Genomic DNA, 23,313 nt, shown 5'->3' with positions numbered 1-23,313 from the left:
TTTTGTGGGGCCCGGGCCGCGAGGTGCATCGCCTCCGCTCACCATATGCACATTTCCCCCGTGTATTGACTGACACCCACCCCCAACGCATGAGAAGATGTCCGAGCACGCCTCAACATCAGACCAGAAAGGTACTCATGCCTCACGCCCGCATTTCCACCGGCCTGCTCGCCGCCCTGCTGGCCACCGCCGGCGCCGCCACCGCAGCAGCCGCGACTCCGGCACAACCGGACACCCAGCGCGAACAAGCCCAGATCAAGAAGATCGTCGCCGATATCTCCCCGAAACGCATCGAAGCCCACATCCGCAAGCTGGTCAGCTTCGGCACCCGCCACACGATGTCGGAGACCGAATCGGAAACCCGCGGCATCGGCGCCGCGCGCCGCTGGATCAAGGCGGAGCTTGAGCGCTGCGGCGCCGGCACGCCGCTGACGGTTGCCTTCGACAGCCACGTGGCCCCGGTCTCCGCGCGCATCTCGCGCCCGACCGAGATCGTCAACGTGGTCGCCACCCTGCCGGGCACCCAGGCGGCCTCGAAAGACCGCGTCTACGTGGTCAGCGGCCACTACGACTCGCGCGTCACCGACGTGATGAACTACACCGCCGACGCGCCGGGAGCCAACGACGACGCCTCGGGCACCGCCGCCACCATGGAGCTGGCCTGCGTCATGGCCAAGCACAAGTTCGACGCCACCCTGGTGTTCATGGCCGTCGCCGCCGAAGAGCAGGGCCTGATCGGCGCCCGCCACTTCGCCGAGCAGGCGCGCAAGAACAACGTGAACATCGCAGGCATGTTCACCAACGACATCATCGGCAGCTCGCGCGCCGACGACGGCAAGGTCGACAACAAGCAGGTGCGCCTGTTTGCACAGAGCATCCCGGCCACCAAGGAAATGAGCGACGCGGTCCGCCAGCTGGTGGCCACCGGCGGCGAGAACGATTCGATCTCGCGCCAGCTCGCGCGCCATACCAAGGAGCAGGGCGAGCGCTACGTGAAGGGCTTCAAGGTCTCCGTGATCCAGCGCCACGACCGCTACCTGCGCGGCGGCGACCACATGCCCTTCCTGGAGCAGGGCTATGCCGCGCTGCGCTTCACCGAGCCGAACGAGGACTTCGACCACCAGCACCAGGACCTGCGTACCGAGAGCGGAAAGGTCTACGGCGACCTGATCGACTTCGTCGACTTCGATTACGTGGGCAAGGTCGCCCGCGTCAACGCCGCCGCCCTGGCCTCGCTGGCCCTGGCCCCGGCCGCGCCGCGCGAGGTCAAGCTGCGCACCGACAAGCTGACCAACGATTCGACCCTGGTGTGGCAGCCGAACGGCGAGCCGGATGTCGCCGGCTACCGCATCGTCTGGCGCGAAACCACCGCGGCCACCTGGCAGGGATCGAAGTGGGTCGGCAACGTGACGGAGGCCACGGTCGACCTGTCGAAGGACAACGTGTTCTTCGGCGTGCAGGCGGTCGACAAGGACGGCAACGTCAGCCCCGCCACCTATCCGTCGCCGCAACGCTGAGCTTGTTTGATCTATGCGGACAGGGCATTCGGCCCCGTCCGCATACGTCGTCCTGCATCCCGGTTTAGAATGCTGGTTTAGTATTCGCAACGAACCGGGAAAGTAATGGGATACAAGACCATCGAAGACACCATCGGCAACACGCCGCTGGTGCGCCTGCAGCGCCTGCCGGGCGCGGATGCGCAGGCCCGCAACAACATCATCCTCGGCAAGCTCGAGGGCAATAATCCAGCCGGCTCGGTCAAGGACCGCGCCGCCATGTCGATGCTGCGCCGCGCCGAAGAGCGCGGCCAGATCAAGCCGGGCGACACCCTGATCGAAGCCACCAGCGGCAACACCGGCATCGCGCTGGCCATGGCCGCCGCGATCAAGGGCTACAAGATGCTGCTGCTGATGCCGGACAACCTGTCGGTCGAGCGCCGCCAGAGCATGGCCGCCTACGGCGCCCAGATCATCCTCACTCCGAAGTCGGGCGGCATGGAATACGCGCGCGACATGGCCGAGCAGATGCAGAAGGACGGCCAGGGCATCATCCTCGACCAGTTCGCCAACTTCGACAATCCGCGCGCCCACTACGAGACCACCGGTCCCGAGATCTGGCGCGATACCGAAGGCCGCATCACCCACTTCGTGAGCGCGATGGGCACGACCGGCACCATCATGGGCGTGTCGCGCTACCTGAAGGAACAGAACGAGGCGGTGCGCATCGTCGGCGCCCAGCCGGAGGAAGGTTCCTCGATCCCGGGCATCCGCAAATGGCCGGAAGCCTACCTGCCGAAGATCTTCGAGAAGGTCCGGGTCGACCAGGTGGAAAGCGTGAGCCAGGCTGCCAGCGAACAGATGGCGCGCCGCATGGCGGCGGAAGAGGGCATTTTCTGTGGGATTTCGGCGGCAGGCGCCTGCGAAGTGGCGCTGCGCATTTCGCAGACCGTGGAGAACGCGACGATCGTGTTCGTCGTCTGCGACCGCGGCGACCGCTATCTGTCGACGGGCGTCTTCCCCGCCTGATTCATCTGCACGGCCGTCGGGTTCGGGGACGGCCGCTTCAATCCGGCGCCTGGTGGCCGGAGAACGCTTGCGCTGGAGATTCCACTAAGCGGGCAGAAAACGCGAGGCCCGCGCGCAATTCAGATGGCACGCATTGTGGTGCGAAGGCTCGGCGTGCAATGCGCCAGCCCATGCCCTGGCCGCCGATGCGGCGAGGGCGTTATCCCGGCATGGCGAAATTACGCCTGCTGGTCCTTCGGTGCTGCGCCTTCTTTCGGCTTGAACTGCTTGTCGCTGATGCGGAACTTCGCACGGCGGTCGCCCATGAGGTAGCGCAGGTCGCGGATCGACAGGTCGCTGACTTCATGCATGCGGATCAGGAGCGATGCGCCGACCGGCAGGCGGTGGTGGCGGATCTTCGAGATCACCGGCGGCGCCACTTCGAGCGCGCGCGACAGGGCCGCGTCGTTCTTCAGGCGCAGGTTCTCGATGAGGGTGTCGAGCAGACGGTTCGGGTTGTACTGCAGCAGTTCATCGCCTTCCGAATCGCTGTTCATATCAATGCCGACTTGGTTTGTCATGATTCAAATTCCTATATGGGGGTTGAACGGAATCGCTGGCGGCGTTTCGAATCCGGAAATCATATTTCGTAATTTTCTATCCAATTGTACAACTATTTCCGTCACGCTACTTGTCAGCCAAGCGGAATAGAAACTTCGCCTCAGGCTTTGTTGTCTTAATGCAACAATAGCTCCAATGCAATTCTCTCACAAACTCACGGAAATAATAATTGTTTTTTGGTCAATCCCTAGTGTAAGTCCAAACATATTTTGATGCCGCACGGTACGACTTATGCTGACGAGAAAGCAACAAAATGGGGGGTATGGCGCAATGCGGCAAAATTTGCGGGAGTTTCCGCAGAGAACTGAAGGAGTCGAGCCAGGATACCCCTGGGGGGTATCTTGTCGTGGAGGTAAGATTAGCGGGGAGAAAACAGAAATTTGGGCGGGAAGGCCGTTACAAATGATTACAAAATTTCCCGCCCAGCAACATTCAACTGGAGCGCGACAGGCGCACTGCGCGGCCCAGCTCGATCACCGACATGGCGTAGAAGTAACTGCGATTGTATTTGGTGATGGCAAAGAAGTTATCGTTGGCCACCCAGTACTCGGTCGGCTCGGCCCCGTTCTGCAGGTCGACCAGGCCGTACAGGCGGCCCGAGGGCAGGGCGGTATTCAGCATCACGCCGGCTGCCTGCAGTTCTTCCGGACGCAGCGTCGCGGCCAAGCCGCGGCCAAGCAGCTCTTCCCAGCCACGGTTGGGCGAGACGTCGGCCGCGAACACCGCCGGGCCGCGGTGCTCGGCGTTCCAGCCGTGCTGGACCAGGAAATTGGCCACGCTGCCGATCGCATCCGCCGGCGAGCCGCGCAAGTCGATCCGGCCATCGCTGTCGAAATCGACGCCGTACTTCAGGATGTTGCCTGGCATGAACTGCGGCATCCCCACCGCGCCCGCGAAGGAGCCCAGCAGATCCAGCGGATCGGTGCCGCGCTCGCGCGCCAGCATCAGGGTGTTGGCCAGTTCGCTGCGGAAGAAGGCCTTGCGGCTTTCCTGGTTCGGGGTCTCCGGATAGGCGAAGGCGAGGGTGGCCAGGGTGTCGACGACGCGGAAGCGGCCGGTGTCGCGGCCATAGATGGTTTCCACGCCGATGATGCCGACGATGATCTCGGCCGGCACGCCGTAGGCGGCTTCGGCGCGCGCCAGGGCTTCGGCGTTCTCGTTCCAGAAGCGCACGCCGGCATTGATGCGGATCGGCTCGATGAAGCGCTCGCTGTAGGCTTGCCAGTTCTTCGGCTTGCCCGGCGGCGCAGGCTTGACCAGCTGAACGGCCGAATCGACGAAGCGGACCTTGCCGAACAGGGCTTCCAGTTCGGCGCGCTGGAAGCCGCGCTGGGTCACCATCTCGTCGATGAAGGTCTGCACCGAGCCCCACTCGAGGAAGTTCATGTGCTCGCCGTCGTAGTCGATCACGGCGGCGGCCGCGGCGGCCGGCAAGACCTTGGCGGGCTTGGCCTTGGCGGCCACTTTCTTGCCCTTGGCCGGCTTGGCCTTGGCGCCTTTGGTGGGCTTGGCGGTCTTGGATTTGGCTTTCGCGTGCGCCGCATGCGCACGGGATTGCGTGGTGGATTCTTTGGCAAAAGCTAGCGCATCGCTCTGGGCGGCAAATGCCAGCGCCAGTGCGGCGAACAGGGGAACGAACGGTTTCATCTGACTTGCGACAATAAGCTCTTCAACGTGGCGGCAAGCCGGGGATCGGCTTGGACGGGCGCATAACGCCAGGCACTGTAGCGGCGCAAGAACTCGGCAGCGGCAGCGCGCGTGGGCGCTGCCAGGTGGGAAGCTGCCGCAACCCGGGCCGCGTAGGCGGTCGGCCCTTCGTCCGCTGCACGTGCCAGGCCGTGTTGGCCGAGGCGCTTGCACAGCACCGAGTATAGAGCATCGATCGGATGAATTGCCCTGCGGCGAATTAAAATTCCATAGAGCAGCAACAAAATACAGCTGCTTGTTATCAGGGCGATAAAAGGCCAGCCCGTGAAGCCCGCCTGCAGGCTGTTCACCACGTCGCGCTGGCGTTCCGGCGTGTAGTTGAGCACCCACTGGTTCCAGCCATTGTTGACCGCGCCCAGCGCATTGCGCAGCTGGCCGAGCCAGTTGCCGCCGTCGCGACCCAAGTCGAACCCGCGCAGGGCTTCGATGCCGAAGGGTGCGGGCATCTGGACCGCCGCGCCGAGGCCGCGCCGCACCCGTTCCGGCGCCACCGCCGCGGTCGGGTCCACGCGCACCCAGCCGCGCGGCGCCAGCCAGACCTCGGCCCAGGCGTGGGCGTCCGATTGCCGGACTGTCATGAAGCCGTCCAGCGGATTGATCTCGCCGCCCTGGTAGCCGGTCACCACCCGCGCCGGCACCCCGGCAGCGCGCATCAGGAACACGAAGGCGCCCGCATAGTGCTCGCAGAATCCGGCCCGGGTCTGGTACAGGAATTCGTCGACCGTATGGCGGCCGAGCAGGGGCGGCTCCAGCGTGTACGAATAGGGCTGCTCGCGGAAGCGGCGCAGCACCGCCTCGACCCGGGCCGCCGGTTCCGGCTCGCGGCGCAGGTCCATGCCGGCCTGCAGCGCGCGCGGGTTGTAGCCGTAGGGGAGCAGCAGCCAGCGGCTGGCGTTGGCCAGGCGCTCGCCGCCCTGCAGCGCATAGTCGAGGTGCGAGCTGGCGCGGTAGCGCACGCGTTCCTGCGGGGCGGAGCCGACGGTCAGTTCGAACTGGGGCGACACGTGCGTGACGCGGCCCGGCAGCGCGGGTATGCGGCCCGGCATCTCGAGCGCGAACACCCAGCGCGCCGGCGAGGGCTCCAGCGTCACTTCGTAGGAAAGGGCCGGGCCGCCCACCGACAGGCGCTGGTCCCTGGGCGCATGCTTTTCCGCGCCGCGGGTCCAGGTCAGCCCGTCGAATGAATCCAGCACCGGCCCGCGCCAGTAGAGGCGCGCCTGGTCGGGCGCCGGGCCATCGAAGCGCACGCGGAACACTGGCTCGTCGGACAGCGCGAGCGAGGACATCTGCCCCGGCGCCATCTGGTCCGACAGGCCGGACTTCGCGCCGCCTCCGGGGCCCGGCATGCCCCACAGCGGGCCGTGAATGCGCGGGAAGACCACGAACATCAGCAAGGCCAGGGGCGCGGCCAGCGCCAGCATGCGCGCGGCCATCAGGAGGCGGGCGCGCAGCGCCGGCACGGCGCCGGTGAACTGGAAGGACAGCTGGGTGGTCAGCAGCGCCAGCACCGACAGCACCATCAGCAGCGCGCTGAAGATGCTCTGCGAGTAGAAGAAGTTGGTCAGGACCAGGAAGAAGCACAGGAAGATCACCACGAACAGGTCGCGCCGCGCATGCATCTCGAGCATCTTGAAGGCGACCAGCAGCACCAGCATGGCCACCCCGGCGTCGCGCCCGAGCAGGGTCTGGTAGCTGGTCTGCACGCCGATCATGGCCAGCACGGCGATCGGCAGCAGCACCAGGCTGGATGGCATGCGCTTGCCGCGCAGGGTGATCGCCGCGCGCCAGGACAGGACGGCGCCGCACAGCAGCGAGATCCAGGGTGGCAGGTGGCGCGCGTGCGGCAGCAGCACCAGCAGCGCGCTGCCCAGCAGCAGCAGGGTGTCGGCTTTGTCACGGGGCAGGGCGGCGCGCGCCTTCATGGCTGCTCCTGCTTGCCGTACAGGGCCAGCGCGCGCAGGCAGGCCGCCTGGTGCGCCGCGCCCAGGGCCGCGTCGTAGCGCAGCGCGCCCAGGCGGAAGGCATAGGGCAGGGCGCGCTGCTCGGCGTCCAGCACCCAGCGCGTCATGCGCGCCAGGCGCCCCTCCACGCCCAGCTGGGCCGGCAGCGCGTCGAAGTCGAGCACCAGGTCGCTGCCTTCGCCGCCCTCGAAATGCTTGGTCACCAGCTGGCCGCCGAGGGCCGGGTCGAGGCGCGCGATCTGGCGCCAGGCCAGCTGGCGCAGCGAGTCGCCGGCCTGGTAGCTGCGCACGCCGGCGAAGTCGTCGCTGCCGGCCGCGCGCACCTGGCTGCCGCTGTTGCCGACCAGGGGCAGGGCCGGTGCGCCGTCCTCGGGACGCGGGTAGACCAGGGCGCGCAGGCCGGGCCGCCAGTAGCTCCAGGCATGGAACAGGCCGAGAGGAAAGCGGGTCGAGAGCCTGACGCGCGGCGCGGCCAGCCAGCCGCGCTCGGTCGTCGGCATCGCCAGCACCACGGTGGATTGCGAACCGGCCGCCACGTCGGTCACGTGGCGCGGCTCGGCGATGGTCGAGAAATCGGCCCGGACCGCGTAGCGCGCCAGGCGGGTGCGGTTGGCGATCTGGAGCTCGAACTGGGCTTCCTGGCCCGCGAACACGGGCGCCACGCGGCCCTGCTGCAGGCGCAGCTGGGCAAGATTGCGGTAGGTGGCGACCATGTCGACCAGGGCGCAGGAGACGGCCAGGAAGGTCAGTGCGAAGCCCAGGCCCAGGGCGTAGTTGACGGAACCGATCAGGAGGATCAGCATCAGGGCCGCGAAGCCCAGTCCCGCCTTGCTCGGCAGGATGAACACGCGGCGCTGCGACAGCAGCACTTCGCCGGTGTCGAGCGTTCCCTTGCGCGGCAGCCAGGCGCCGGTGGTGCGCCGCAGCCAGCCCCTGAAGCCCTGCGCCTGCGCCATCAGACGGGAACGGATTTCTGCAGCTGCAGCACCAGGTCGCGGCTGGCCAGGGCGGCGCCGTGGGCGGCCTTGAGCGGACGCAGGCGGTGCGCGCAGACCGGCACCAGCACGGCCTGGATGTCTTCGGGGATCACGTGGTCGCGCCCTTCGAGCGCGGCCCAGGCGCGCCCGGCCTGCAGCAGGGCGATGGCGGCGCGCGGCGACAGGCCTTCGGCGAACATGCCGTTCTGGCGCGAGGCCTGGGCCAGCGCCTGCACGTAGGTGACCAGCGCGCTGGAGGCGTGGATCTCGCGCAGCGCGCGCTGGGCCTGGGCCAGTTCGGCCGCGTCCATCGCCGGTTCTAGGACCCGCAGCATGGCGCGCCGGTCCTCGCCCATCAGGAGGGCGCGCTCGGCGGCGGCGTCCGGATAGCCCAGCGAGAGGCACATCAGGAAGCGGTCGAGCTGGGACTCGGGCAGCGGGAAGGTGCCGACCTGGCTGGCCGGGTTCTGGGTGGCGATCACGAAGAAGGGCTCGGGCAGGGCGCGGGTGACGCCATCGGCCGTGACCTGGCGCTCCTCCATCGCTTCCAGCAGGCCGGACTGGGTCTTGGGCGTGGCGCGGTTGATCTCGTCGGCCAGCAGCACCTGGGTGAAGATCGGGCCGGGGTGGAACACGAAGCCGTTCTTCTCGCGCTCGTAGACCGAGATCCCGGCCACGTCGGCGGGCAGCAGGTCGCTGGTGAACTGGACGCGGTTGAACTTGAGGCCCAGCGAGATCGCCAGCGCGTGCGCAAGCGTGGTCTTGCCGACCCCGGGCAGGTCTTCGAGCAGCAGGTGGCCGCCCGCCAGCAGGCAGGTGAGGGCGAGGCGGACCTGCTCGTCCTTGCCGATCACGACCTGGCCGACCTGGCGCGCGGCGGCATGCAGTTGTTTGAACATAGGGCCTAATGGGTTGTTCGTCGGTGGCGGCCATTCTGCGGAGCAGGCTGCCGGCATGGTAGATTAGCGCCATCGGCAACCCTTGTACTCCGACAGCAACAAGCCGTCGCATCGATTCTATGCGAGAACGGCGGCGCGGGTGTGCATGGATGAGCACTGGCGAAAGACCAAGCACTATGAGCACAGCAATTTACAGCCACCCGGACTGCCTGCGCCACGAGATGGGCAGCTGGCATCCGGAGTCCCCATCGCGCCTGCAGGCGATCGACGACCAGCTGATCCTGGCGCGCCTGGACGGCCTGATCGAGCAGCGCAGCGCGCCGCTGGCGGACACCGCCGATATCCTGCGCAACCACACGCCGGGCGCGCTGGCGCTGGTGCGCGACCACGTGCCGGCCACGCCGGGCGACTATTATCCGCTGGACGGCGATACCTCGCTCTGTCATTACAGCTACCAGGCGGCGCTGCGCGCGGCCGGGGCGGCGGTGGCGGCCACCGACGCCGTCATCGCCGGCAGCATCGCCAACGCCTTCTGCGCGGTGCGCCCGCCGGGCCACCACGCCACGCCCACCGAGCCGATGGGCTTCTGCCTCTTCAACAACGTCGCCATCGCGGCGCGCCATGCGATGGAGGTGCACGGGCTGGAGCGGGTGGCGATCGTCGACTTCGACGTCCACCACGGGAACGGCACGGCCGACGCCTTCCGCAACGAGCCGCGGGTGCTGATGGTGAGCTTCTTCCAGCATCCCTTCTATCCCTACAGCGACCCCGAGCCGATCACGGCCAGCCAGGTGAACGTGCCGGTACCGGCGCGCGCCGACGGCGAGACGGTGCGCAAGCTGGTGCAGGAACAGTGGCTGCCGGCGCTGCATGCGCACCAGCCGCAGATGATCTTCATCTCGGCCGGCTTCGACGCCCACCGCGACGACGACATGGGCGGGATGGGGCTGGTCGAGGCGGATTATGCGTGGATCACGCGGCAGGTGATGGCGGTGGCGAAGCAGTATGCGCGGGGACGCATTGTCAGCTGTCTCGAGGGCGGATATGAGCTGTCGGCGCTGGGGCGCAGCGTGGTGGCGCATTTGAAGGTGTTGGCAGAGCTGGAGTAAGCGGCCAGAACCTAAGTTTTGCGCACTGATTTAGTGCAAATAAATGCCAAAGAGGCCAAATAAACCACACTTCAAAAATAGCACGAGTGTTCCCTTTGACATGTACATATGTCAGTAATACAGTCGATCTCGGCCTAAAGAAATGGCCCGCCGGACACTCCGGCGCAACATAATCAAGGAGAAGACAGTGAGACAAATCCGCATGCTGTGTGCGCTGTGCCTGCTTTTGATTTCCGGTATCACCTCTGCCGCCAACTACACCCTCTGGATCAACGGAAGGACGGGAGGCGGCCAGATCGGCAACTACAACGACTTCACCTATTGGGGACCTTCGACCGCCGCCGCCGGGGTCAACAAGAAGGCCGTCAACTGGGACGGCCGCAGCAGCATCGCTTCCCAGAGCGGCAAGATCCGCGACGCCCTCGACTGCTTCTGCACCGGCGCCAACTGGTGCTATGTCGCCACCCACAGCGCCGGCGACCTGATGATGGGCTACACGATGGCCAATTACGGGGGCTCGGCGCGCTACAAGAAGAACGCCGCCCCGAACTCGAGCGGCGTATGCGGCAATTCCGACGGCGGCACCCAGACCGGCTGGAACATCAAGTGGGTGCGCGCCGCATCGGGCGCGGGCGGCGGTTCCGAACTCTCGGACGCCGGCTCCTGGACCACTTCCGAGCCGCTGGTGCAGGACCTGAAGACCACCACCGCGCGCGCCATGTACAACCACAACACCACGCGCAACGTCTGGTTCTACATGTATGCCGGCGCCAAGGGCACAGCCTATTCCGGCATCCTGCCGGGCCAGGACGACGAGGCCGTGGCCTACCACAGCACCGGCGGCGTGTCCGGCAGTTCGGGCGGCTCCTACTGCAACCCGAGCGACTGGTGGTGCAACGACCTGACCCTGGGCACGGCCGCCAACGAAGGCGGCAGCGTCAAGTGGAGCTACCACTCGGTGGCCTTCCGCGACGACAACGAGGCCTATAACCACTACGCCAACGGCAATTGGGCAGGCATCGTCGGCGTCGTGCGCAACGCCGTGGTCAACAGTGCCTACTGAAGCACGCAAGCCGCGCCGCCTTGCCTGGTCCATCGGGCTGGGCATCGCGGCCCTCGCCGCCGCGGGTCTCTACCTGGCGCGCGGCGGCGAGGCCGGCGCAGAACATGCCACGGCTGCCCCGCCGCCCGCCAGCGGCCCGCAATTCTTCGCCAAGCTGCCGGAGCAGGGCGGCCTGCCTGTCCCGGACGGCCGCGAGGAGCGGCGCCGCCAGCTGGTCGAGCAGGTGCGGGAGACCGACCAGGCCTATTGCAGCTACCTCGAAGGCAGCAGGTATCCGCACGAGTCGCAGCCGATCGCCCGCAACCCGGACCAGGCCCACCCGAACCAGCCGGTGACCGAGATGAACCCGATGCGCACGCCGGGCGGAGGCAGCAGCGACAAGGTGCTGCTCCAGACCTCGCAGTCGCGCGTCTACCTGGCGGCGGGAGAGGCGGTCGCCTTTTCGCTGCGCGCGGTGGACGCCCAGGGCCAGACGGTGCCCCTGGTGGTGACGCGGGCGCTGGCGCAGGGCATGACCTACGGCGCCAGCCGTCCCACGGCCCAGGTGGCGCTGCCCTTCGCGGACGACGGCGGCGGCGCCGATCCGGTGGCGGGCGACGGCGCCTTCGCGGGCGTGCTGTCGCCGGCCCAGACCGGGCTGGCGGGCTTCCACGGCACCATCCGCACCGAGGTGCGCTACACGGCGGGCGGACGCAGCGGCTTCGCCCTGTTCGACGTCATCTACACGCCGACCCTGCCGGCCTCCTGGACCGGGCAGGTGCGCGAAGCCACCGAGAACGGCTCGCTCAACTTCTACCTGCGCCTGGACGTGCGCCAGCCGGGCCGCTACGTCGTCACCGGCCGGGTCGACGACGCGCGCGGCAAGCCCTTCGCGCTGGCGACCTTCAACGACGTACTGGGAGCAGGCGCGCAGGACGTGAAGCTGAGCGTGTTCGGCAAGCTGCTGACGGACGGTGCGCCGCAGCTGCCGCTGGTGCTGCGCGATGTCGACGGTTACCTGCTGCGCGAGAACGCCGACCCGGACCGGCTGCTGCTGCCGCGCCTGGAGGGCAAGGTCTACGCCAGCAAGACCCAGTCGCCGAAGGGCTTCTCGGATGCCGAATGGCAGAGCGAGGAGCGCAGCCGCTACCTGACCGAGTTTGCGAAGGACCGCAAGGAGGCGCGCGCCCGGCTGGCCGCTTTCGACCCGGGCCAGGCCGCGCCGCCCAGCGCCTGCGCCCAGCCCGCAGGGTGAGCGCCGCTGCTGCCGGGCCTTGGCTTCAGCCCGGCAGCAGCGGGAGCTGCTCCATCATCATGGCGACGCCGATCGCGCCGCACAGCATCCCGCACCAGAACCAGCGCAAGAATGGACGCATGAGTGGGCGCACGAGCGGGCGCTTGTCGAGTTGTCGCACTTTCATCTTTCTCTCCTCCAGCGGCTCTAACGGCCAAAGGAAAGTGTGCGCGCCAAATGTTTCAAACGCGTTGCAATGTATCAAGAAGTGCGGCCGGTGTAGTGGGGAGGGCGGGCGCCAGCGTAAAATAGCGCCTTGAACGAAAGATATAGAGAGCAAAGTATGTCGATACAATGGTTCCCGGGGCACATGAATGCGGCCAAGAGGGAAGCGGCCGAGCAGATGGAGAACATCGACGTGGTGGTCGAGGTCCTGGACGCGCGGCTGCCGGAGGCGAGCCGTAACCCGCTGGTCGAGGAGATCCGCAAGTTCCGCCAGCGCCCCTGCCTGAAGGTCCTGAACAAGATCGACCTGGCCGATCCCGCCGCCACCGCCGCCTGGAAGGCCTATTACGACGCCCAGGAAGGCGTGACCGCCTATCCGATGACGACCAAGAAGCCGGCCGACGTGGCGCGCATCCCGGCGCTGTGCCTGGGACTGGCGCCGCACCGCGGCGTGCCGACCAAGCCGCTGCGCATCATGATCATGGGCATCCCGAACGTGGGCAAGTCGACCCTGATGAACGCGCTGCTGAAAAAGCGCGTGGCCAAGGTGGGCGACGAGCCGGCCGTGACCAAGACCCAGCAGCGCCTCTACCTGGACAAGCACACTGTGCTGGTCGACACCCCCGGCATGCTGTGGCCGAAGATCGCGATGGCGAGCGACGGCCTGGCGCTGGCGGCCAGCCACGCGATCGGCTCGAACGCGCTGATCGAAGAAGAAGTCGCTGAATACCTGGCGAGCGTGCTGCTGGAGCGTTACCCGCAGCTGCTCACGGCCCGTTATGGCCTGAAGACCGAAGGCATGGACGGCGTGGACGTGATCGAAGGCGTGGCGGCGCGCCGCGGCTACCGCGTACGCGGCGGCGAGTTCGATTACGAGAAGGCTTCGCACATGCTGCTGCAGGACTACCGCAGCGGCGCACTGGGGCGCATCAGCCTGGAGACGCCGGAAACCCGTGCGGCCAGCCTGGCGCAGCACGCGGCCGAGATGGCGGAGAAGGCGCGCATCGCCGAAGAGAAGGCGGCAGAGAAGGCAGAGCAGGCGGCTCGCGGAAAACGCGGGACTTAAACAACCCTGTCATCAGCGCGATGCCGGCTCTGCCGCCGACGCGGTGATCGCCGGACCTTATCGATTCGTGCCGGCGCCGCCGGCCGCTGGCTCGCCAAAGCGGAAACTCGACACCGCCAGGCTCCCGAAGAAGTCATCTTCGTGGTACACACAGGCTGCCGCTTCATCTTCCGCCGCTCCGAGCGCCACCATCAGCGGAATCAAATGCTCCTCGCGCGGATGCGCGGCCCCTGCCTGCGGCGCTTGGCTCCAGCGCAGCAGCGCCTGTTCGCGTTCACTCGGCGGCAGGTCCACCACCGCATGCCGCAGCCAGCCGTCGAAGGCATGCGACGCCTCCCGTCCCGCCGGTCCGAACTGGCGCAGGTTGTGGAAGGACAGCCCGCTCCCGACGATCAGCACGCCCTCGTCGCGCAAGGGCTTGAGCGCGCGCCCGGCGGCGATGTGCGCGGCCGGGTCCAGGTCGCGCAGCAAGGACATCTGCACCACCGGCATGCGCGCTTCCGGGTACACCGGATACAGCATCGAGAAGGTGCCGTGGTCGAAGCCGCGCTCGGGATCGAGTTCGGCGTCGATGCCCGCCGCGGCCAGCAGGCGCGCTACCTGGCCGGCCAGCGCGGGATCGCCCGGGGCGGGATAGCGGATCTGGTAGGTATGGGGAGGAAAGCCGCCGTAGTCGTAGATCATGCCTGGTGCGCCGCCGGAGGACAGCATGAAGTGCGGCGCTTCCCAGTGGCTGGTCACGACCAGCACCGCGCGCACCGCGTCGCCATTCTCCTGCCGCATCGCCTTGAGCGAGGCTTCCAGTCGGTCGTAGGCGGCGCCGACCTGCTCCTTCATCCACGGCCAGGGGCCGCCGCCATGCGAGACGAAATAGGTGGGTAAGGTGGACATGGGCGCTCCTCTCGAAAGCTCGTAACGCCCATGTTAGCCCATCCTCCTACACCTTGCTGGCGCCCCGCGCCACTTCCATCAGGCCGAACAGGCGCGCGCAGCGCATCCAGGCCAGGACCGCCACCGCCAGCTGGGTCAGCAGCAGGGCCCCGACGAAGCCGGCGACGCCCAGCGGCGGTGTATTGATGCGCGCCACCGCCAGCAGCGCCGCCAGGCCCAGGCCCAGAACCGTCAGGCCCAGGTAGGTGCCGAGCACGGCGAACGGGCGGCGCGCCAGCACGCGCAGGCCGGCGAACCAGGCTTTCACGGCGGAGGTGCGGCGGCGGTCGAGCGCCAGCACCGCGCGGCCCTGGTCGAGGGTCGCGTGCACCACCAGGAACAGCACGGCCGCCAGGATCTGCGCGCCGGTCAGGGCCAGGCTGGCGTCGACCGCCACGATGGCGGCGGCCTCCTGCTTGCCGGCGGCGTCGAAGGCGACGCCGGCCACGGCGCCCACCAGGGCGAGCGGCAGCAGCGCCCAGATCATCATGCGCGCCAGGCGGCCGTATTCGAGCACGCCGCCCGCCACCAGGGCCGCGAAGCCCGGAGTCTGCGGAGCGCGCGCCGCCGTGATCGCGGCGCCGGTCAGCAGCGGCGACAGCAGCAGGGTCAGCACCAGGGCCGCGATGCCGCCGCCGGTGACGGCGGCGCCGTACTGCTTGCCGGTGCCGATCAAGTCGGTGATCGAGACCAGGTCGAGGCGGCGCGCCAGTTCCGCCGCCTGGACCGAGTGGTCGAAGGCCGCGCCCAGCATGTTCCAGACCGGCAGCGAGGCCGCCAGCGTGGGCAGCAGCAGAGCGGCGAGCCACAGCAGCACCAGGCGCCATTGCAGGGCCGGGCGGGTGGCGCGCAGCGGCGCGGGCAGGCGGCTCGGCGCCGCGCTGGGGATGGTATGCGGCGGCGCCGCTTGCTTGTCGAGGAGTGCGCTCATGGTCGTCATACGGTCGCGATGAAGGAAAGGACGAGTTGGACGAAGGCGGCGAATTCGCCGGTCCAGCGGGTCGACGCGCTGCGGTCGGCCTTGAGGGTGCGGCTGTCGTCGAGCTTGTTGACGTCGAGGTAGTGGCTGCGGCGTGGGTCGAGCTGGGCCGACACGGCCTTGGTCGGCCGCACCCAGGTGAAGGTGCGCCAGCGCTCGTCGGTATCCCACAGCACCGTCTCGCTGCTGCCGTCGGCGAACTTCACCACCAAAGTCTGCGGCACCGGCGCGCCGCCGCGGCGCACGGTCACCGTGGTGCGGTAGGGGAAGGGGCCGGTGCCGGCCGCCGGCTTCGGATGCGCCTTGTCCCATTCTTCGCGGATGCGCTCGATGCGCTTGTCGACCGCTTCCTGGGTGTCTTCCACCTGCTTGCCGCCGGCCATGCGCGTGCCCGGCAGCGGCAGGACTTCCTCGCTGCCGATCTCGGCCACGCGGTCGTCCACCCTGGCGGTCGAGAACACCTGCTGGGCGAAGACCCGCTCGACCGCCGCGCGCTGGCCGGTTCCGTCGGCGAGGGCTTCGCGCAGGTCGGCGATGCCCGGATGGCGGAACTTCCAGCGGCGGTAGTATTCCTTGAAGCCGCGCTCCATGGCTTCGCGGCCGATGCGCTCTTCCAGGTCGCGCATCACGATGGCGCTGCGCGAGTACACCGGGCCGATGCCCTGCAGGCGGTGCCAGGCGTTCTCGCCAGGCGCGTCGGCCGGGTTGTCGCGCGGGGCGCCGGTGCGCACGCCGTCGAACACGTCGAAGGCCGGGTCGATGCCGAGCCGTTTCATGAAGGCCGGCGCCGGGTACACCTGCTGGCCGCGGTCGCGCATCATGCGGCTGTCCCAGTATTCGTTCATGCCTTCGTCGAGGAAGGGCTCCTCGAACTCGTTCGAGGCCAGGATGCCGTAGAAGTAGCCGTGGCCGAATTCGTGGATAGTGACCGCGTCGAGCTCGAAGGCCTGCAGCGACTTCGGCTCCACCTTGTCGTAGCCCATGGCGGTGAAGAAGGTCGGGTACTCCATGCCGCCGGCTTCCTCGGCGTTGTGGGGCGGGATCACCACCGTCAGGGTCTTGTAGGGGTAGGGGCCGAGGGTGCGCGAGAAGTAGGCCAGCGAATCCTTGGCCGCCTTCATCGCCGGCTCGGCGCTGGCGGCGTATTCGGGCGGGTAGATCACCTGCACCGTCACGGTCGGGCTGCCCGGGCCGGTCCAGGTCTCGACCAGCGGCTTGGCGCTCCTGCGGTCGGCCATCCAGGCGAAGTCGTGGACGTCGGCCTGCACGTAGCGGCGCGTCACCATGCCGTTCTTCTCGACGGGTGCGCCCTGCAGTTCGCCGGTGGCGCCCACCGTATAGTCCTTGGGCACGGTGAGGCTGACGTCGAAGCTGCCGAAGTCGGCGTAGAACTCGGAGTTCTGGTGGAACTCATGCGCGTTCCAGCGCGGCGCCGTGGCCCCGCGTTCGCCCGGCAGTTCGAGCACGGCGATCTTGGGGAACCATTGCGCCACCAGGTGGAAGCTGCCGAAATAGCCGGTGCGCGCGATCACGCGCGGCAGCTGGGTGGCGAAGCCGATGTCGAGCGTGGTCGAGGCGCCCGGCGCGACCGCCTGCGGCAGGTCCATGCGCACCACGGTGTGGTCGGTGGCCGGGCCGTTGTCGGGCTGGACGAAGCGCCACGGCACGCTGGCGCCGGCCTGGCGCACGCTGCGCAGGGCGATGTGGCCCCATTCGCCGTCCTTGGTCTCGACCCCGGTACGGAAGCCTTGGCCGCTCTGGCGCTGCTCGGTGAAGAAGGTGCTGCCCGCGCCTTCGAAGGCGTTCATGTACAGGTGCACGTAGACGCTGCGCACGGGAACGGCGCTGCGGTTGCGCCAGGTGAGCTGCTGCTGGCCCGTCACCTGGTGCTTGACCGGATCGAGCGTGGCCTCGATGCGGTACTGGACCACGCGGTCGGACAGGGTGGCCTGCTCGCCGGTGCGGATCCCGCCCCAGGCATCCGGCGCGCTGGGCGTGGTCACGAAGGCGGCGTCGGGGGCGGCGAGGGCGATGCCGTCGAGCGAGGGCGGCGGCGCGGCGGCGGGCGCGCTGGCCTGGACGGTCCAGGCCAGGGCCAGGCCGGCGCTCAGTAAGGCCACGCCCGCCGCTCCGGCGGCCAGCACGGAACGGCTGCGGAAACGAATCTCCATCAGGACTCCTTGTCGTGTAAGGATGAGTTGTGATTGTGGAGTGACTATATCGACAAGCTTGTCGCCGCGCCAAGATTTTCCGACAGAAGGCGCGAAATGGCGCTTGGAAGGCAAAAATGGCGGCTGGGCCTTGCCAGCGTTATAATGCGGCCCGTTCTGGTGCCCGCGTGCGCAATCTGCGCGCGCAGTTAAACGGGAAACACGACGCGATCGCGCTACGCATGATCGCCAGGTGTGCTGCCCCCGCAACGGTCAACAAGCGTCGCCATTCGGCGACAGGCTTCCTCGACAACCACTGTGCATCCTGCATAGGAAGGTGAGGCGGTCCGTCTTGCAAGCCCGGATACCGGCCAGACAGGTGGAAGCGCGTTCGCACGCGGCTTCCGTTGACTCCGGCGTGCGGGGACGCAGGCCGGTGGCTTTTTCGAGAATGCATCCGACATGAATTTTGCTGCTCTACCGCGCAGCGCGCCGGCCATCAAGCCGCTCGCCCTGGCCTGCGCCCTGTCCCTGTCCGTCCTCGCCGCCCAGGCCTGCGCCCAGGACGCCGTTCCCTCCATCGTCGTCACCGGCGCCCGCTTCCCGGTCGACGCCGGGCTGGCCCCGATCGGCGCCACCGTCATCACCGCGGACGAGATCCGCCGCGCCGGCGCCACCGACGTCAACGAAGCGATCCGCAAGGTCGGCGGCGTGTACGGCCGCCAGAGCCTGGACGCCTCGCCCGACTTCGCGCTCGACCTGCGCGGTTTCGGTTCCAACAGCGCCCAGAACCTGGTGGTGATGGTCGACGGCGTGCGCCTGAACGAGAACGAACTGGCCAACACCGTGCTCTCGACGATCCCGGTCGACAGCGTCGAGCGCATCGAGATCACGCGCGGCGGCAGCAGCGTGCTGTACGGCGAAGGCGCGACCGGCGGCGTGATCCACATCATCACCCGCCGCGCCGGCCAGGCCGGCACCCGCGCTTCGGTGTTCGCCGAAGCAGGGCGCTTCGACCACCGCGACCTGCGCGCCTCGCTCAGCCATGGCGCCGGCCCCTGGTCCTTCGACGCGTCCATCGCCGACCGCAGCAGCGACGGCTATCGCCGCAACAGCGATTTCGACCAGACCACCGCCAGCGCCGGCCTGCAATACGCCTGGGACGCGCAAGGCCGCGCCGGCCTGCGCATCGAGAGCGCGCGTTCCGATTCGCGCTTCCCCGGTTCGCTCACGGAAGACGAATACCTGGCCAATCCGCGCCAGAGCCTCACCCTCCGGGACTTCGGCACCCTGGACACCGACCGCATCAGTGCCTACGCCGAGCAGCGCGTGGGCGCCTTCGAGCTGGCCGCCGACCTGTCGCACCGCGAACGCGACCTGAGCGCCAACTACTTCTTCAGCACCACGCTGTCGCGTTCCACCTACGCGTCGGAGCAGACCCAGTTCTCGCCGCGCGTGCGCCACAGCGCCATGCTGGGCGGCCAGCGCAACGAGCTGGTGGCGGGCGTCGACCTGATCCGCTGGGAGCGCCAGGTGAAGTCGGACTTCGGTTCGGGCGACGCGCGCCAGGATTCCAGGGCGATCTACCTGCGCGACGAGCTGCGCTGGAACGCGCCGCACAACGCGCGCCTGGCCGCGGGCGTGCGCCACGAGAAATTCGAGAAGGACGACGTGCTGGGCGCCGCGACCGATAGCCGTTCGCAGTCGCTCAACGCCTGGTCGCTGGAAGGCAGCGTTGACGTGATGCCGGAGGTGACGCTGTTCGCCAAGGCCGGCCGCAGCTACCGCATGCCCAACGCCGACGAGAACGGCCTGCGCTCGAGCGCCGACGTGCTGCAGCCGCAGACCTCGCGCGACCTGGAGCTGGGCGTGACCGCCGGCGGCAAGGAGCGTCAGCTGACGGCGCGCCTGTTCCGCCACCGCCTGCGCAACGAGATCTTCTACGATCCGACCATCGGCTGGGGCGCCAACACCAATCTCGATCCGACCCGCCGCCAGGGCCTGGAAGTGGAAGGGCAGGCCGCCCTCGGCGCGGCATGGCGCCTGACCGGCCAGTGGCAGCGCGTGGACGCCGAGTTCACCGCCGGCCCGAACGCCGGCCGTGAGATGGTGCTGGTGCCGAAGAACGTCGTGAGCGCGCGCCTGGCCTGGGTGCCGGGCGACGGCCAGAGCGCCGACATCGGCGCCCAGTGGGTCGACAGCCAGCGCTACGGCAGCGACTTCACCAACAGCTGCGGCGCGCGCATCCCTTCCTACACGACCGTCGACGCACGCTATGCGCGCCGCATGGGCGCCTGGGAAGTGGCGGTCAGCGGCCTGAACCTGTTCGACCGCGACTACTACAGCAACGCCTTCGGCTGCCGCTCGGGGATCTATCCGAGCGACGGCCGCCAGCTGAAGCTGTCGCTGCGCTACGACTTCTGATGATGAAGTCCCGCCTCCTGCCGCTGCTGGCCTTCGCGGCCGGCAGCGCCCACGCCGCCGTGAGCGTGGTCGACGACGCCGGCCGCAAGGTCGTGCTCGAGCGCCCGGCGCAGCGCGTGATCTCGATGGCGCCCCACGTCACCGAGCTGCTGTTCGCGGCCGGCGGCGGCGGCAAGGTGGTGGGCGCGATGAACTACAGCGACTACCCGCAAGCCGCGCGCAGCCTGCCGCTCGTCGGCAGCAACAGCCAGATCGACATGGAGCGGGTGCTGGCGCTCAAGCCCGACCTGCTGGTGGTCTGGCACAGCGGGAATACCCCGCGCCAGATCGCCCAGCTCGAAAGCCTGGGCGTGCCGATCTTCCGCAGCGAACCGAAGCGCCTGGAGCAGGTGGCCAGCAGCATCGAGCGCCTGGGCGTGCTGCTGGGCGCCGAGGCCAGCGCGCAGGCGGCGGCCGGCGGCTACCGCGCGCGCATCGCCGCGCTGGGCGAACGCTACGGCAAGCGTTCGCCGGTGACCGTGTTCTACCAGGTCTGGGACCAGCCGCTGTACACCCTCAACGACGAGCAGATCGCGAGCGACATCATCCGCCTGTGCGGCGGCCGCAATATCTTCGGCGCCCTCAAGGTGGTGGCGCCCCAGGTGGGCGTCGAGGCGGTGGTGGAGCGCGATCCGGAAGCCATCCTGGCCGGCAAGCGCTACGACCCGGCCAATCCGGGCCTGGCGCTGTGGAAGCCCTTCCAGGGCATGACGGCAGTGAAGCGGGGCAACCTGTTCACGGTCGACGGCGACCTGCTGAGCCGCCCGGGACCACGCACGGCGCAGGGCGCGGCCCAGCTGTGCGAGCAGCTCGAGAGCGCGCGCCAGCGGCGGTAACACTGGCTTAAGGAAGCGTTAAAGAGGTAAGCAAATGCAAAAAGATGGGCTCCATCCTCCTTGGATGAGCCAAAAAAGTGGTAATCTCGCGGTCGTTCGCTCAATCACTTTTAGTGGAAGGATAGTTATGCGCTCTCTGCGTTTTGCCCTCGTTGCCGCCAGCCTGATCGCCGGGTTCGCCAACGCATCGCCGACCGATCCGAAAAACGGCGCCGAATACACCACGCTGTCGGTGCCGCAACCGGTGCAGGCGACGGGCAAGAAGGTCGAGGTCATCGAGTTCTTCGCTTACCACTGCCCGGCATGCAACGCCTTCGAACCGACGCTGAACCAGTGGATCAAGAAGCAGGGCGATAACATCGTCATGCGCCGCATCCACCTGCCGTTCCAGGGCCCGGCCGATCCGGAAGCGCACCTGTTCCTCACGCTGGAAGCCATGGGCAAGCTGGAGGAGTATCATCACAAGGTGTTCCAGGCGGTGCACGTGCAGCGCCAGCGCCTGATGAAGGATGAGGACATCACCGCCTGGGCCGTCAAGAACGGCCTGGACAAGGCGAAATTCATGGAAGCATGGAATTCGTTCGGCGTGCAGACCAAGCTGCGCCGCCTGCCGCAAGTGGCGCAGGGCTATAAGGTCAGCAGCACCCCGACGATCGTGATCGACGGTAAATACGTGCTGTCCCCGGCCACCGTGGGCGAGGCCAACAAGCTTCAGAACATGAACCAGGCGCTCGCCGCCACGGAACAGGTCATGGACGCACTCGTAGCAAAGGCAGCCAAGACGAAATGAGCAGTGACGATGTCGAACGCGAAGTCCTGAAGATGTACGAGGGCTCACGCCCTCGCGAGGAAGAGCTGTTCGAGACAAGTAATTTCAACCACCTCGCGTGGTCGCTGGCGGCGTTCTTCGCGTTCGTCGCCATCTGGCTCGCCATTGCGCTCGTCCATGCCGAGAATCAGCGCTACGCGCTGCTGACCAACAAGTGCCCCGATCCCCTCTTCAAGGGCGGGATCGACAAGGCCTGCCTCGTTACCGTGCACTCGCGCGACCACTGGTGGGAACACCTGTGGTACGGCGTGACGCACGTACGCGCGCGGCCCGAAGACTCCGGCCGGTAATCCTTCCCCAGTTGGCGGCACGCCGCCAACCCTTTTCCTCCCGCTTACTCCTTTAATCCCTTGCCGCCAGGCAGGGCGATGACGAAGCGCGCCCCGCCCAGGGCCGAACTTTCCACCTTGAGCGTGCCGCCGTGCAGGGCCACCGCCTTCTGCGCGATCGACAGGCCGAGCCCGAAGCCGCCGGTGGCGCGGTCGCGGCTGCGGTCGAGCCGGTAGAATGGATCGAAGATCTTGTCGCGCTCTTCCTCGGGAATGCCGGGACCGTCGTCGTCGATGGCGATCTCGACGCCGTCCGCGCGCCGCCGCGCCGACAACAGGATGCGCGCGGCCGCGTACTTCTGGGCATTGCGCAGCAGGTTCCCGATCGCCCGTCCCAGCAGGCGGCCGTCGGCCTCGATGGCGCCCAGGCCGGATTCGAACTCGCAGTCGAGCTTGGCCGAGGCATGGGGCAGGGCGCCGCAGCATTCGTGGAGCAGCTCGTCCAGCGACAGGGTGGCGCTCTGCAGCGTACGCGCGCTGTCGAGCTTGCTCATGTCGAGCAGTTCGCTGACCAGGTTGTTGAGCTCCGCCAGGTCGCCTTCCATGGCGGCGATGCGCTTGCTCAGGTCCGGGTCCTTGGCGCGCGCGTCCAGCAGTTCCAGCGCGAATTCCAGGCGCGCGATGGGCGTGCGCAGCTCGTGCGAGACCGAATTCAGCAGGCTGCGCTGGGCTTCCAGCAGGTCCTCGATGCGGCCCGCCATGTGGTTGATGCGCTCGGCCAGCGGATAGATGGTGGCCGAGGATTTCATGTGGGCGCGCACCGTCAGCTTGCCGCTGCCGAACTCGTCGGCCATGCTGGACAGCGCCTGGAGGCCTTGCCAGTGCGAGCGCGACCACAACGCGATCGGCACCAGCAGGGCGATCGCGACGATGACGTAGCGCAGGGCTTCCATCTTGAGCGCCTGGCCGATATCGATCGGCAGGTTCTGGGCGTGCAGCACTTCCTCGTGGCTGCCGATGTAGCGCTCGCCCTCCAGGTCGACGCGCCGGAAGAAGGCCTTGCGGGCCGGGTCGAGCACGATCTCGCCGCGGTCCAGGGCGGCCCGGCGGCCGCTTCCCAGCTGCGCGCGGGCCTGCTCGAGGGGGATCAGGTCGTAGCGCACCGTGGAGACTTCGCGCACCTTGTTCAGGCGCCCCAGCCACTCGTCGGCCGGTGCCTGGTCCACGTATTGTTCCAGCAGAAAGATCTGGGCGGCGGCCTGGCTCCGCGCGATGTCGTCCAGCGGGTCGCCGAACAGGCGGCTGAATGCGAAATAGATGACAAAGGTGGCAGCCGTGATCGACAGCATGACCAGCACAAAGAAACGGAAGAAAATCCGGTTCACGGTGCCGTCCTGTGTGATTGTCGGTTTCGGAATGCTGCCAAACTCATAACTTCTCCTCACCCGGCATTGTACAGGTGCAACGAGGTGAATGGCTCGGCAAATTGATGGCACAAGTGCAACTAATCAG

At 67.8% G+C, this 23,313-nt stretch carries 20 protein-coding genes and 1 riboswitch; of the genes, 10 read left to right on the top strand and 10 right to left on the bottom strand.

What is annotated here, in order from left to right; translation table 11 throughout:
* Window positions 1-137: 137 nt before the first annotated feature.
* Together J8847_RS01300 and cysM are read left to right on the top strand one after the other, a co-directional pair.
* A complete protein-coding gene (locus J8847_RS01300; RefSeq protein WP_211522861.1) occupies window positions 138-1,517 on the top strand; it encodes a M20/M25/M40 family metallo-hydrolase in 1,380 nt (459 codons plus the stop codon).
* 105 nt (window positions 1,518-1,622) lie between these two features.
* Entirely contained in the window at window positions 1,623-2,525 is a 903-nt protein-coding gene (gene cysM / locus J8847_RS01295; protein ID WP_211522860.1) for a cysteine synthase CysM, read from the top strand.
* Window positions 2,526-2,743: 218 nt separating this feature from the next.
* Here the strand turns inward: cysM and J8847_RS01290 are convergent, their stop codons facing one another.
* The 5 genes from J8847_RS01290 to J8847_RS01270 form a co-directional block, all read right to left on the bottom strand.
* Window positions 2,744-3,085, bottom strand: a complete 342-nt coding sequence (locus J8847_RS01290; protein WP_211520617.1) for a hypothetical protein — start codon at window positions 3,083-3,085, stop codon at window positions 2,744-2,746.
* A 472-nt stretch (window positions 3,086-3,557) separates the two neighbouring features.
* Window positions 3,558-4,772 carry a lytic murein transglycosylase B gene (gene mltB / locus J8847_RS01285; protein WP_211522859.1) on the bottom strand — a complete coding sequence of 405 codons (1,215 nt, stop codon included), beginning with the start codon at window positions 4,770-4,772 and terminating at the stop codon, window positions 3,558-3,560.
* Window positions 4,769-6,754: a DUF3488 and transglutaminase-like domain-containing protein gene (locus J8847_RS01280; RefSeq protein WP_211522858.1), complete on the bottom strand. Its 1,986-nt coding sequence runs from the start codon at window positions 6,752-6,754 to the stop codon at window positions 4,769-4,771. Before J8847_RS01280 ends, mltB begins: the two co-directional genes overlap by 4 nt.
* Complete coding sequence (locus J8847_RS01275) at window positions 6,751-7,749, bottom strand: DUF58 domain-containing protein (protein WP_211522857.1); 999 nt, start codon at window positions 7,747-7,749, stop codon at window positions 6,751-6,753. Before J8847_RS01275 ends, J8847_RS01280 begins: the two co-directional genes overlap by 4 nt.
* Window positions 7,749-8,669 carry a MoxR family ATPase gene (locus J8847_RS01270; protein WP_211522856.1) on the bottom strand — a complete coding sequence of 307 codons (921 nt, stop codon included), beginning with the start codon at window positions 8,667-8,669 and terminating at the stop codon, window positions 7,749-7,751. The genes J8847_RS01275 and J8847_RS01270 overlap by 1 nt, the downstream gene beginning before the upstream one ends.
* Before the next feature lie 176 nt (window positions 8,670-8,845).
* On the opposite strand from J8847_RS01270, the gene J8847_RS01265 reads away from it, so the two are divergent.
* The 3 genes from J8847_RS01265 to J8847_RS01255 all read left to right on the top strand — a co-directional run bounded on the left by J8847_RS01265 (window position 8,846) and on the right by J8847_RS01255 (window position 12,075).
* Window positions 8,846-9,778: a histone deacetylase family protein gene (locus tag J8847_RS01265; RefSeq protein ID WP_211522855.1), complete on the top strand. Its 933-nt coding sequence runs from the start codon at window positions 8,846-8,848 to the stop codon at window positions 9,776-9,778.
* Window positions 9,779-9,965: 187 nt separating this feature from the next.
* Complete coding sequence (locus J8847_RS01260; protein WP_373999804.1) at window positions 9,966-10,841, top strand: hypothetical protein; 876 nt, start codon at window positions 9,966-9,968, stop codon at window positions 10,839-10,841.
* Complete coding sequence (locus tag J8847_RS01255) at window positions 10,831-12,075, top strand: choice-of-anchor X domain-containing protein (RefSeq protein ID WP_211522854.1); 1,245 nt, start codon at window positions 10,831-10,833, stop codon at window positions 12,073-12,075. The genes J8847_RS01260 and J8847_RS01255 overlap by 11 nt, the downstream gene beginning before the upstream one ends.
* Before the next feature lie 25 nt (window positions 12,076-12,100).
* Here J8847_RS01255 and J8847_RS01250 read toward each other — a convergent pair whose 3' ends face one another.
* Complete coding sequence (locus J8847_RS01250) at window positions 12,101-12,241, bottom strand: hypothetical protein (protein WP_211522853.1); 141 nt, start codon at window positions 12,239-12,241, stop codon at window positions 12,101-12,103.
* A gap of 156 nt (window positions 12,242-12,397) precedes the next feature.
* On the opposite strand from J8847_RS01250, the gene ylqF reads away from it, so the two are divergent.
* Complete coding sequence (gene ylqF / locus J8847_RS01245; RefSeq protein WP_211522852.1) at window positions 12,398-13,345, top strand: ribosome biogenesis GTPase YlqF; 948 nt, start codon at window positions 12,398-12,400, stop codon at window positions 13,343-13,345.
* A 57-nt stretch (window positions 13,346-13,402) separates the two neighbouring features.
* On the opposite strand, the gene J8847_RS01240 is transcribed toward ylqF, so the two are convergent.
* Genes J8847_RS01240 through J8847_RS01230 form a run of 3 tightly spaced genes read right to left on the bottom strand, consistent with a single transcriptional unit; the run spans window position 13,403 to window position 17,425 of the window.
* Window positions 13,403-14,236: a class III extradiol ring-cleavage dioxygenase gene (locus tag J8847_RS01240; RefSeq protein WP_211522851.1), complete on the bottom strand. Its 834-nt coding sequence runs from the start codon at window positions 14,234-14,236 to the stop codon at window positions 13,403-13,405.
* Window positions 14,237-14,282: 46 nt separating this feature from the next.
* Window positions 14,283-15,206 (bottom strand): hypothetical protein, encoded by a 924-nt coding sequence (locus J8847_RS01235; protein ID WP_211522850.1) that lies wholly within the window; start codon window positions 15,204-15,206, stop codon window positions 14,283-14,285.
* A gap of 5 nt (window positions 15,207-15,211) precedes the next feature.
* Window positions 15,212-17,425 carry a M1 family metallopeptidase gene (locus tag J8847_RS01230; protein WP_211522849.1) on the bottom strand — a complete coding sequence of 738 codons (2,214 nt, stop codon included), beginning with the start codon at window positions 17,423-17,425 and terminating at the stop codon, window positions 15,212-15,214.
* A 140-nt stretch (window positions 17,426-17,565) separates the two neighbouring features.
* Window positions 17,566-17,795: riboswitch (cobalamin riboswitch) on the top strand.
* Window positions 17,796-17,866: 71 nt separating this feature from the next.
* On the opposite strand from J8847_RS01230, the gene J8847_RS01225 reads away from it, so the two are divergent.
* From J8847_RS01225 to J8847_RS01210, 4 genes are all read left to right on the top strand, one after another.
* The gene (locus J8847_RS01225) at window positions 17,867-19,828 is read left to right on the top strand and encodes a TonB-dependent receptor (protein WP_211522848.1); all 1,962 of its coding nucleotides are present in this window, start codon (window positions 17,867-17,869) and stop codon (window positions 19,826-19,828) included.
* Window positions 19,829-19,830: 2 nt separating this feature from the next.
* Window positions 19,831-20,703 (top strand): cobalamin-binding protein, encoded by an 873-nt coding sequence (locus J8847_RS01220; RefSeq protein ID WP_211522882.1) that lies wholly within the window; start codon window positions 19,831-19,833, stop codon window positions 20,701-20,703.
* A 127-nt stretch (window positions 20,704-20,830) separates the two neighbouring features.
* A complete protein-coding gene (locus J8847_RS01215) occupies window positions 20,831-21,493 on the top strand; it encodes a thiol:disulfide interchange protein DsbA/DsbL (protein ID WP_211522847.1) in 663 nt (220 codons plus the stop codon).
* The gene (locus J8847_RS01210; protein ID WP_211522846.1) at window positions 21,490-21,822 is read left to right on the top strand and encodes a hypothetical protein; all 333 of its coding nucleotides are present in this window, start codon (window positions 21,490-21,492) and stop codon (window positions 21,820-21,822) included. Before J8847_RS01215 ends, J8847_RS01210 begins: the two co-directional genes overlap by 4 nt.
* Before the next feature lie 44 nt (window positions 21,823-21,866).
* On the opposite strand, the gene J8847_RS01205 is transcribed toward J8847_RS01210, so the two are convergent.
* Window positions 21,867-23,186 carry an ATP-binding protein gene (locus J8847_RS01205; RefSeq protein ID WP_211522845.1) on the bottom strand — a complete coding sequence of 440 codons (1,320 nt, stop codon included), beginning with the start codon at window positions 23,184-23,186 and terminating at the stop codon, window positions 21,867-21,869.
* Window positions 23,187-23,313 lie beyond the last annotated feature (127 nt).

Origin of the sequence: Massilia sp. AB1 (genome assembly GCF_018119385.1) — a bacterium.
In the GTDB taxonomy this organism is placed as follows: Bacteria; Pseudomonadota; Gammaproteobacteria; order Burkholderiales; family Burkholderiaceae_D; genus Telluria.
The sequence above is the reverse complement of the archived record's forward strand: the minus strand, read 5'-3'. Positions and strand labels throughout refer to the sequence as shown.